Source organism: Bifidobacterium sp. UTBIF-78, assembly GCF_006408945.1.
GTDB classification, from domain to species: domain Bacteria; phylum Actinomycetota; class Actinomycetes; order Actinomycetales; family Bifidobacteriaceae; genus Bifidobacterium; species Bifidobacterium myosotis.
In genome coordinates this window covers 1-11,229 of the sequence record NZ_JFAO01000066.1, presented here as the reverse complement: position 1 = coordinate 11,229, position 11,229 = coordinate 1, and the positions used below count along the sequence as shown (strand labels likewise).

At 62.1% G+C, this 11,229-nt stretch carries 6 protein-coding genes; 4 read left to right on the top strand and 2 right to left on the bottom strand.

The annotated features are described in order from the left end of the window. Positions 1-472: 472 nt before the first annotated feature. From BG22_RS10390 to ilvC (BG22_RS10380), 3 genes are all read left to right on the top strand, one after another. A complete protein-coding gene (locus BG22_RS10390) occupies positions 473-1,690 on the top strand; it encodes a LacI family DNA-binding transcriptional regulator (protein WP_258186341.1) in 1,218 nt (405 codons plus the stop codon). Between the two features lie 1,062 nt (positions 1,691-2,752). After that, a complete protein-coding gene (locus BG22_RS10385; RefSeq protein WP_140495356.1) occupies positions 2,753-4,120 on the top strand; it encodes an MFS transporter in 1,368 nt (455 codons plus the stop codon). A 364-nt stretch (positions 4,121-4,484) separates the two neighbouring features. After that, positions 4,485-5,537, top strand: coding sequence for a ketol-acid reductoisomerase (gene ilvC / locus BG22_RS10380; protein WP_094667942.1), 1,053 nt, complete (start codon positions 4,485-4,487; stop codon positions 5,535-5,537). 252 nt (positions 5,538-5,789) lie between these two features. On the opposite strand, the gene BG22_RS10375 is transcribed toward ilvC (BG22_RS10380), so the two are convergent. Next, positions 5,790-6,902, bottom strand: a complete 1,113-nt coding sequence (locus tag BG22_RS10375; protein ID WP_140495354.1) for an ATP-binding protein — start codon at positions 6,900-6,902, stop codon at positions 5,790-5,792. Positions 6,903-7,699: 797 nt separating this feature from the next. Between BG22_RS10375 and ilvC (BG22_RS10370) the strand changes: the two genes are divergently transcribed. Beyond that, positions 7,700-8,752 (top strand): ketol-acid reductoisomerase, encoded by a 1,053-nt coding sequence (ilvC, locus tag BG22_RS10370; protein ID WP_140495352.1) that lies wholly within the window; start codon positions 7,700-7,702, stop codon positions 8,750-8,752. A gap of 285 nt (positions 8,753-9,037) precedes the next feature. Here the strand turns inward: ilvC (BG22_RS10370) and BG22_RS10365 are convergent, their stop codons facing one another. Then, positions 9,038-10,852 (bottom strand): glycoside hydrolase family 13 protein, encoded by a 1,815-nt coding sequence (locus tag BG22_RS10365; RefSeq protein ID WP_140495350.1) that lies wholly within the window; start codon positions 10,850-10,852, stop codon positions 9,038-9,040. Positions 10,853-11,229 lie beyond the last annotated feature (377 nt).

Sequence of the window (11,229 nt, the reverse complement as noted above, 5' to 3'; positions counted from 1 at the left end):
GGACGTTGCCGTGAAGCAAACAGCGGAGCTGTTTGCAGGCAACGTGCGAGCCGACAGGCGAGCCGGCAGAACACGCGCGGAGCGCGCCCGTAATTGCAGGACCGTTGCCGTGAAGCAAACGGCGGAGCTGTTTGCAGGCAACGTGCGAGCCGACAGGCGAGCCAGCGGAACACGCGCGGAGCGCGTCCTTAATGGCGGGACGGGCTGTGAGAGAAGAAGCTGAAGCCCTCAATGATTTAAGAGATGAACCACTGGCGTCGGTCCTCTGGTGCCATTTGGCGTCATTCGATATCGGCCGAGGTGCGACTGGCCGGCTACCCGACTGCCCGACTGAAACCTCGCGGCCCTTCTCCGGAAGGGCCGTTTTCGTTGGAGCCGTGTCCCAACCGGTGCGCCGAACCGGTTCGAGTAAACTGGTGGTCATGCGGTTCGTCCGCAGCACGAACTCGGACCTCACACAAGGGAGCGAAACATGGTCGGCATGCGCGATGTGGCCAAAAAGGCCGGGGTGTCCCTGAGCACCGTCTCGCTGGTGGTCAACAACACCGGATATGTCTCGGATGTCATGCGCGCCAAAGTCGAGGCGGCCATGCGCGAGCTCGACTACATCCCCAACGAGCTGGCCCGCAACCTCTACCACGACCGAACCAACACCATCGGCGTGATCATGCCGACCATCGTTCACCCGTTCTTCGCCACGCTCACCGCCGCGTTGCAGCGCGAATTCGCGTCGCGCGGGCTCAAGACGCTGCTGTGCTCCACCGCCGACGCGAACACCGGCGAAGGCGAGTACGTGGACATGCTCCAACGGCACATGATGGACGGCATCATCATGGCCGCCCACACCGAGCATCCCGCCGATTACTGGACCTCCATCCGCCGGCCGATCGTGGCTTTCGACCGTTTCCTCGGCGCCGGGGTGCCCACCGTCCGATCGGATCATGAACAGGGCGGGCGGCTGATCGCACAGCATCTCATCGCTTCCGGCGCCCATCATGTGATCCTCGCCGGCGGGCCACGGGCCCAATTCTCGGGCGGCACCACCTTCCCGACTGTGCGGTACCACCTCACCGTGGAGCGGATGCTCGCCGCGGCGGGTATCGCCTGCGACTACGTGGAGGTCGGCGCCGTGGCCGACGTCACCGCGCATGAGGCCATGGCCCGACGCATCTTCGACCGTTATCAGGGGGTGGACGCCATCGTCGGCGCCGATGTGGTGGCGGCCATGGCGCTGCAGGAGGCCGGCCGTCGGGGCATCGACGTGCCGCGGGACCTGCAGGTGATCGCCTATGACGGCACGCTCATCACCGAGCTCGCAGGCAAGCGGCTGACTTCGGTTCGACAGGATTTCCCGGCCATCGCCGCCGCGCTCGCCGATTGCATGAACGAGCAGATCGCCGCCGGGGATGATTCCGGCCGGCAATCCGGGGCAAAGCGTTCGGGCGCCGCTGATGCGGCCGCTGCTGATGCCGCGACTAGTACTGATGCGGCCGGCGGCAATATGTCTGATGGCGATGCGTCCGGCGGCAATGCGGTCGATGCTGTTTCCACGGGCGTCCCAGCTGCCGCCGGCTCCGATGCCGTTGAGGCCATTGGCGGTGTCACTGTTGGTGCCGGTGAGGCTGGCGGCGGTGCCGAGAACGAGCGGGTGATTCCCGTGTCCTTCATCCCCGGCGAAACCACCCGATAACCCCTGACGAGCCTCATGCGTTGCCGTGCGGCCATGGGGTGGCTCCGCGACGCCGCTAAGCCGTTATTCAGCGGTGCTGCCAGGCCAGTAGGTGGCTTGGCTGCGATGCTGAGTGTCTAATCGTCGCAGTCGGGCCATGCGATGGCTCAGCCGCAACGCTGAGATGCCGTTTTGCGTCGCTGCGGGGCCAGTAGGTGGCTTGTCCGCGACGCTGAGCCGCTCAGCGTCGTCTGCGGGTCAAGCGGTGGCCCCATGACATCGCCGCGCAATGATTCAGCGTCGGTGGCGAGCCAAACCATGGCTCCATGACGACGTGGCACAGCATTCGGAATGCCGGTATTCAGGATTCCGTCCGTGTGCGCCCCTGATGAATGCGGGGCGACGCGTCGGCATCATATTGTGGACCAAGCCGGTGTTCACCGCCCAGCATGCCACCGTTGGGGCACGTATCGGCATCATATTGCGGACCAAGATTAGGCCTGTAGGCGTACGTACGGCAAGCCGCGCGGGAACCTCGGCGATCAACGGGGAATCGGTTCCTGCTGACGACGTGCGGCAGCCGGATGCGGGCTCAGATCAGACCTGTCCGCGACGCGCGGTCAAGGCTCCTGAGACCACATGTTCACATAGTGAACCCCTGCTGGATTGACCCATATCGCGCGCTTATTGTCTCATTCCAGTTCGGGTCGAACGGACCCGAGGAACACCGAAAGGAGGCCACGCGATGACTGGATTCAATGCTTCTGCGTTTGTATCCGCACGAATTATTAGCCCGTCTTCGCTGGCGGACTAACGGCATGATGCTTGAGGCCCCGTCAACGAAGGCAGGGCTGAGGATACCGACACAATCGGTGATGGCCCTGCAATGCGCGGGGCTTTTTTGTTGCGCTCACAAGGCTTGAACAGCACCCCGCGAACCGAGACGGCGGCGGATGATGCATCACGTAGCAGTACCAACATAAGTAAATACAACCAAGCACAGCAATTCACGTATACCTCGTGAGTCACCCCGGAGCCCGATCGCCCCGATGAGAGAGTGACGAGAGAACTACAGGAGCAACAATGACTACAGCAGTCGAAGAGACTGGCCTGAACAAGACGGCCGGCAAGGCCGCCGCCATGGTGCGCGATTCGGTCAAAACGGTGATCGCCGCCTCGATGGTCGGCACCGCCATCGAGTTCTACGACTTCTACGCCTACGGCACAGCCGCGGCGAACTACTTCCCGCACATCTTCTTCTCGGCGAAGGACAACCCGACCGTCGCCCTGCTGATGAGCCTCTTGACCTTCGCCATCGCGTTCATCGCTCGTCCGCTGGGCTCGCTGGTCTTCGGCCACTTCGGTGACCGCATGGGCCGCAAGACCACGCTGGTCGTCTCGCTGATGACGATGGGTGTCGGCACCTTCCTCATCGGCTGCCTGCCCACCTATGATCAGGCCGGCGTCTTCGCGGTCGCCATCCTGTGCCTGCTGCGCTTCATCCAGGGAATCGGCCTGGGCGGCGAGTGGTCCGGCGCCGCTCTGGTGGCCACCGAGAACGCCCCCGAGAACAAGCGCGCCCTGTACGGCTCCTTCCCTGAGCTGGGCGCCCCGATCGGCTTCTTCCTGTCCAACGGCACCTACTTCGTGCTCGAATCCTTCAATGATCAGGACGCGATGCTGGCTTGGGGCTGGCGTGTGCCGTTCCTGCTGTCCGCCATTCTGGTGATTGTCGGCCTTGTGGTCCGCGTCCACATGGAGGAGACCCCGATCTTCCGCATGGCTCAGGAGCAGAAGAAGGTCGTCAAGTCCCCGCTCACCGAGGTCTTCCGCAAGTCGTGGCGTCAGGTGCTGCAGGCCACCTTCCTCGTGGCCGTGACCTACACGCTGTTCTACACGCTCGCCACCTGGTCCCTCGCATGGGGCACCAAAGACACCGCGAACGGCGGCGGCAACCTGGGCTTCACCAACCAGGAATACCTGCTCATGCTCATGATTTCCATCTGCGTGTTCGCCCTGTTCATCGTGCTGTCCTGCCTGTACGCCGATAAGATCGGCCGCCGTCGCGTGCTGACCTTCTCCTCCTGCGCACTGGTGATCTTCGCCCTGCTCTTCCCGTTCCTGCTGGACGGCCAGCTCGTGGGCCAGAAGAACTTCGCCGCCAACATGGCCTTCCTGTGCATCGGCTTCGCGCTGATGGGCATCGCCTTCGGCCCGATCGGCGCCTTCCTGCCCGAGCTGTTCGACGCCAACGTGCGTTACTCCGGCTCCGGCATCGGCTACAACCTCGCCGCCATCGTCGGCGCCGCCTTCGTGCCGACCATCGCCACCTGGCTGTCTCACAACTGGGGCGTCCACTCCGTGGGTCTGTACCTCGGCGTGATGGCCGTGTGCTGCCTGGTCTCCGTGCTGAGCTGCCGGGAGACCAAGGACGTTGACTTTACCAAGTAAAGTCAACGGCTGTCTCCGGCTTCGCGATTGCCTATCGGTTGCAATCGCTCACTGGGTCTACGGAAGTCCACTGGGCTTCTGCTAGACGGCCCAGCACGGACGTTGACTTTACCAAGTGAAGTCAACGGCGGGTTTCTGCTTCGCGCAACGATTCCCGCATTCATAACCGTCTTTCATAACTAAATATCGATAACTGAAAAATTCATCCCACGTAGTGAACCCCTGTGGCGTGGCTCCGTCCAAGTAGGACTAAACCTATGCCACGGAAAAGCCCACAAGGAAAAACCACGTAGGGTTCTGCTCCACAGCAGAACAGATTGATACTCACCCCATAAATAAACAATAGATATAAAGGAGCGCCAAAATGGCAGCAACTATCTGGTACGAGAAGGACGCCGATCTGTCCGTGTTCGATGGCAAGAAGGTCGCCATCCTGGGTTACGGCTCTCAGGGCCACGCCCACGCGCTGAACCTGCGCGACTCGGGCGTTGACGTGGTCGTCGGCCTGCGTCCGACCTCCAAGTCGGTCGAGTTCGCCAAGGAGCAGGGCCTGGAAGTCAAGTCCGTTCCGGAAGCCGTCGCTGAGGCCGACGTCGTCATGATCCTTCTGCCTGACCAGTACCAGGCCGCCGTCTACAAGAAGGACGTTGAGCCGAACCTGAAGCCGGGCGCCGCTCTGGCCTTCGCCCACGGCTTCAACATTCACTACGGTTACATCAAGCCGACCGAGGATCACCCGGTGTTCATGGTCGCCCCGAAGGGCCCGGGCCACATCGTGCGTCGTGAGTACGCCGCCGGCCGTGGCGTCCCGGTCGTGGTCGCCGTCGAGCAGGACCCGGATGGCAAGACCTGGCCGCTGTGCCTCGCTTACGCCAAGGCCCTCGGTGCTCTGCGCGCCGGCGCCATCAAGACGACCTTCACCGAGGAGACCGAGACCGATCTGTTCGGTGAGCAGGACGTCCTCATGGGCGGCATCAACCACCTGTGCGACATGGGCTTCGATGTGCTGACCGAGGCTGGCTACCAGCCGGAGATTGCCTACTTCGAGGTGTTCCACGAGCTGAAGATGCTCGTCGACCTCGCTAACGAGGGTGGTCTGAACAAGGCTCGTTGGTCCTGCTCCGACACCGCCCAGTACGGCGACTACACCTCCACGGTCATCACCGAGGAGACCAAGAAGCGCATGCAGTACCAGCTCAAGCGCATCCAGGACGGCTCCTTCGCCAAGGAGTTCATGGACGATCAGGCCGCCGGTGCGCCGAAGTTCAAGAAGCTGCAGGAAGAGTACTCTCACCCGCACCTCGAGACCGTCGGCCCGAAGCTGCGCGCCATGTTCTCTTGGAACAACGAGGCCGCCAAGGACCAGGACGAGGCCGAGTCCTTCAACGGCAAGATCGCTCGTACCCAGGTTCAGTGATTTTGGCCGCATAAGCGGTGATTGCGGATTGGCCGCAAGGCTTTCCGTGTAACGTAAGGCCGTTACTTCGATTCTCATCGAGATGACGGCCTTTGTGTTGCCGTGGTGCTTCTCGGCAATGCGAAGGCCTGCAACGACGCTACTTTAGAAAATCCGCACATATCGACTTTTTCTAAAATAGCGCGAAGGCAGCAGCCGGCTGGCGTGTGCTACATTCTTCCGTGACAACGGGCCGGCCAAGGGTAAGCCGAGTCAGCGCTGCTGCTGGCGGCGTAGGTATTCACGCAGGAACGGTACGGCAAAATCGACTTCGCCGCGTTCTGTCTCGCGAATGATATAGGCGTCGAGCAAGCGTTTGCGGTATGTCGCGGCATAGTTGTTGGTCTTGCCCATGCGGCGAGCAATATCGCTGGTGGAGGATGGGCCATCGGATGCCGTCATCGCTTCAAGATACGCCCGATCGTTGTGCGAGAGCCCGTGCAGCTCGGGAACGCATACGGCGTTATCGAGATCGATTCGCGCTTCGGCGAGACCGTCGGCGATATCGCCGTCAGTGACAATATCCGAGTCTCGCATGTCGGCTGCGTCCCAGATGTGGTATCCGACCAGCTGAATCATGTATGGGTATCCGCAGGTCGCCTTGGCGGCGGTGCGAAGCTGTTCGCCGTCGATTGTCATGCCGGAGGTTCGGAAGGTTGTGCCGAACGCGTCTTGCACATCGCTGACCGGTACATCGGTCAGCACATTGGTTTTCGCCCGGCGAAGGAATGTGATAACCTCATCGTTGAACAGGTCGGAGATCATCTGGGGGAGTCCTGCGAATGCGATGGCGATGTCACGGCGCTCGCGAATCTGATGCTGGATTGCCGTAGCCAGCGCAATCATATCGGAGCGTTGTGCGGCTTGCGTCTCATCTATGGTGATCAGCAGTCCGGCGTGGTGTTTGGCGAGTGAGTCCAGCCGCGCGGACATGGCTTTACGCAGGGTCTCCGGCATGCGTTTGGGGGACAGCTCCGCTTCGCCCAAGCTTATGCTTGTGCCGGCGAAGCTGACGGCTGGCTTGATGGAGAACCTGTCGAGCATATGGTCCTTGCTTCGTAATTCGTTGACGAGTCGTTCGCACAGGCCTTCTGAAGCGGTTTCTTCGATGACGTCCCATTTTCGGGCTCGGGCTTTGTCTCCGAATACGGTGAGCATAACCGTTTTGCCGGTACCACGGGCCCCGGTGATCAACATGATGCGTCCCGGTGCCCCCACGCCGTTGTCGAGACCTTTCTCGAAGTCACGAATGACTTTGGCGCGCCCGATGAGCAGCGGAGGCTCGCCGCCGGCGGTCGGCTTGAACGGATTTACTGGCGTTCGCACTAGTGCCCCTTCCCCTCAACAAGGCTGGTATAAAGCCAAATCAAAAATATCAAAAATATCAAAAATATCAAAAGAGGCTGGAGGGCTGGTTCTCATAATCGTCAATTTGCCGGAATCGCTTTCTCTATCGGTATGACGGCCTATATCTCAGCGTCCATTCGCAATGCAGATGCGTGGGCGTGTGGATATGTGCGGGAGTGCCATGGTTTGGGGCAGGGGTGGTGTGCCAATCTCGATCCCGGGGATTCGAGGGCGAAATTGGCGGGAACTGTACTTCGGTGGGACGCAACTGCATTATTGGTGATTTTGTATTTGCGTCCCACTTTTTTCGTCTGCGCATCATATGGCGGCAACGTCGATTGGCGGAATGACGCCATTGTGCGCATGCGAGAGACGGGATAAAGCGGGAGGAACGCGGGACGCAACTGCATTTCCCGGGATTCTGCATTTCCGTCCCGCTGAATTCCGTTGAAATCCGCTGAAATCCCGCCCGGGTTTGCCCGCATTGTCCGGACTATAAGACAATGTCCATAAACGCGTAAAAGTTGATTCGTGACCCAGCTCACGTTGTGGGACAGCCGGGGACAGCCGGGGCATTCTCTGTAGGATGGACACCAGTTTTGCGAGTCGCGCCCACAAGGCGCCACCCGCCACGCTTGAGATCGTCCGGGCTTGTCCCGGATGCCCAAACGCGCATCATGCACAACCGCATACGCGCAACCACAACAACACCGCATGCCGGCCAGATCACCGAATCCACGGGACGGCCGGTACGCCAGCAGTACAAGGAGTGCTTAATGGCTGCACAAATTTGGTATGACAACGACGCCGATCTGTCCGTGCTCGATGGCAAGAAGGTCGCCATCATCGGTTACGGTTCCCAGGGCCACGCCCACGCGCTGAACCTGCGCGACTCGGGCGTTGACGTGGTCGTCGGCCTGCGTCCGACCTCCAAGTCGGTCGAGTTCGCCAAGGAGCAGGGCCTCGAGGTCAAGTCCGTGCCCGAGGCCGCCGCCGAGGCCGACGTCATCATGATTCTGGCCCCCGACCAGTACCAGCGCACGATTTGGGCCAACGACATCGAGCCCAACATCAAGCCGGGCGCGGCCGTCGCCTTCGCCCACGGCTTCAACATTCACTACGGTTACATCAAGCCGACCGAGGATCACCCGGTGTTCATGGTCGCCCCGAAGGGCCCGGGCCACATTGTGCGTCGTGAGTACGCCGCCGGCCGTGGCGTCCCGGTGGTCGTGGCCGTCGAGCAGGACCCGCGCGGTGACGGCTGGGCGCTGACCCTGGCCTACGCCAAGGCCCTCGGTGCCCTGCGCGCCGGCGCCATCAAGACCACGTTCAAGGAGGAGACCGAGACCGATCTCTTCGGCGAGCAGAACGTGCTCATGGGTGGCGTGAACAAGCTCGTCGAGATGGGCTTCGAGGTCCTCACCGACGCCGGCTACCAGCCGGAGATCGCCTACTTCGAGGTCTGCCACGAGCTCAAGATGCTCGTCGACCTGATGAACGAGGGTGGCCTGAACAAGGCCCGTTGGTCCTGCTCCGACACCGCCCAGTACGGCGACTACACCAACACCGTCATCAACGAGGACTGCCGCAAGCGCATGGAATACCACCTGCAGCGCATCCAGGACGGCTCCTTCGCCAAGGAGTTCATCGACGATCAGGATGCCGGCGCCCCGCACTTCAAGGAGCTGCAGGAGAAGTACTCCAACGAGCGCATCGAGACCGTCGGCCCGAAGCTGCGCGCCATGTTCTCCTGGAACAAGGACGGCGTCAAGGATGCCGACGAGGCCAACTCCTTCACCGGCAAGATCGCCCTCGCCCAGGTGCAGTGAACTGAAGCCGCATAAAAGGCGCCTCATATGAAAAGTTGGGTGGATGGGGTGCATGTTCCGACCGTAGGCTTGGCCGAGCGGCCTTGAGCGTGTCGGAACATGCACCCCATCCACCCAACGTCAATATTCCGCATCGTGGTCGTTCTATGCAATCGTCGCAGTTACCCCACTGTGTAGGGAGAGGAATTTTACGATCAGCGGAATAAAGCCGTTTTCGGTCCCTACACGGTGGGTGAATCCCTACACGGTGGGAACTTCCCTACACAGTGGTGGCGGGATGGTTCGTTATCGCAGCACCCACGCGGACGTGTCGGTCGGCAGCTGGCCATCGCCGGTCAGCGGGCCGGACGTCAGCACCACGTCACCTTCGGGCAGCGCGATTGCGGCGTCGCCGAAGTTCGTCACCGATGTGAACGTGCGACCATTCGCGGCAACACGCGTGTACGCCACCACGTCATCGCCCATATCCACCTGCTCGGCCGAGGTGTCGCGCGTCGAGGTCAGCGACTCCTGACGAATCGACAACGCCGCACGGTACAGCGCGAACATCGAATCCGGATCGGCCTGCTCCACGTCCACGGCGAAATCCTTGAACCACAGCGGCTGCGGCAGATGCGGGTCGGCCGCGGGCGTCACGCCATCGGCGCGGACCGCGGGGGAGAAGCCGAATGAGGCCCCGGTGCCGAACTGGCCGGCCGCGCACAGCGGCACGCGGTTTTCGCCGGTGCCGTCATCGGCGGGGATCGGACGGCTGAAATTAGCCAACGACGGTTCGTCGGCAGCGACCCACGGCAGCGGCACGCGGCATCCGTCGCGGCCCTTGTCCATCGTGGCCTGTGCGGTATGGAAGGCGGTCGGGTCCTCCAGATGATCCCACGGGATGTCCGCCACTTCGAACAGGCCCAGTTCCTCGCCTTGGTAGATGTAGGCGGCGCCGGGCAGGCCGAGCTCCATGAGCGCGGCCGCGCGGGCGCGCTTGGTGCCGAGCTCGCGGTTCTCGGGATAGGTGGTGCCGTTGCGCAGCAGCCAGTCGTGGGGCAGCTGATGGTAGGGCGCGCCGGCGACCTGCGGCAGACCGTAACGCGAGGGGCTGCGCGGCACATCATGATTGTTCATCACCCAAGTGGTGGTCGAGCCGTTGGTCTCCGCAGCGGCCTTGAGACCGGAGTCGATGGCCTTGCGGAAGTCGCCCGCGAACCAGTTGGCTTCGGCGAAATCGAAGTTGAACGACTGGCCCAGCTCGTCCATCGAAGCGTACAGATGCTGGTGCTCGGGCACCACCCAGGCCTCGGCGACGGCGAAGCGCGGCGGGTTGTACTCGTTGAACACCTGACGCCACTCGCGGTAGATGTCGTGCACCTCGTGACGGTCGAACAGCGGGTGCGAGAAGTCGTGGCACAGCACGCCCACCACGCTGTATTCGCGGCCCAGCTCCTCGAGCGGCTTGGACTCGAGGTCCTTGGCCAAGCCGTGAGCCACGTCGATGCGGAAGCCGTCGGTGCCGTGGTCGGACCAGAAGCGCAGCGTCTTCTTGAATTCCTCGTGGATGTCCGGGTTCTTCCAGTTCACATCCGGCTGGGCCTTGTCGAACAGGTGCAGGTACCACTGGCCGTCCTCGACGCGCGCCCAGGCCGGGCCGCCGAAGAAGGACTGCCAGTCGTTCGGTGGCAATTCGCCGTGCTCGCCCCGTCCGTCACGGAAGATGTAGCGGTCGCGCGCGGGGGAGCCGGGGGCGGAGGCCAGCGCCTCCTGGAAGAAGACGTGCTTGTCGGACGTGTGGTTCGGCACGATGTCCACGATCACCTTGATGCCGGCGTTGTGCGCGGCCTTGGCCATGGCGTCGAAGTCGTCCATGGTGCCCAGGCGCGGGTCCACGTTGCGGTAGTCAATCACGTCGTAGCCGCCGTCCGCGAGGTCGGACGGGTAGAAGGGGGAGAGCCAGATGGCGTCCACGCCGAGGTGCTTGAGGTAGTCCATCTTCTCGGTGACGCCGGCGATGTCGCCGAGGCCGTCGCCGTTGACGTCCTTGAAGGAGCGGGGGTAGATCTGGTAGACGACGGCCTGCTTCCACCAATCGTCATGGAGGTTGTTCGCGGTCATGCGACGCTTCCTTTGCTGCTGTTGGGTTGTTCCGCGCAGGCCGGTCGGGCGTTGGGCCGATGGTTCGCGGCGCTCGCCGGTGATGCGCGGATGTAGTGGGTGATTGCTTGATGACAACGATATCATGCAAGGTTAACAAAATACTATTACGCTACGGCGTTTCGCTATGGCAACGTAGTCACCAATGCAGGTAATGGTCTGTTGTGCAATTGTTTGAGTGGTGTCGGCCCTCTCTGACGGGACGTTGCCGTGAAGCAAACAGCGGAGCTGTTTGCAGGCAACGTGCGAGCCGACAGGCGAGCCAGCATGTCGCGCGCGCAGTGCGTCCTTAATGACAGGACGGGCTGTCAGCGAAGCTGACTGGGGAGAGAAAAAGC

Bases quoted from the DNA above. Each gene is read 5' to 3' on its own strand.
- ilvC (WP_140495352.1), top strand. From the start codon at position 7,700: ATGGCTGCACAAATTTGGTATGACAACGACGCCGATCTGTCCGTGCTC.
- BG22_RS10385 (WP_140495356.1), top strand. From the start codon at position 2,753: ATGACTACAGCAGTCGAAGAGACTGGCCTGAACAAGACGGCCGGCAAG.
- BG22_RS10390 (WP_258186341.1), top strand. From the start codon at position 473: ATGGTCGGCATGCGCGATGTGGCCAAAAAGGCCGGGGTGTCCCTGAGC.
- ilvC (WP_094667942.1), top strand. From the start codon at position 4,485: ATGGCAGCAACTATCTGGTACGAGAAGGACGCCGATCTGTCCGTGTTC.
- BG22_RS10365 (WP_140495350.1), bottom strand. From the start codon at position 10,852: ATGACCGCGAACAACCTCCATGACGATTGGTGGAAGCAGGCCGTCGTC.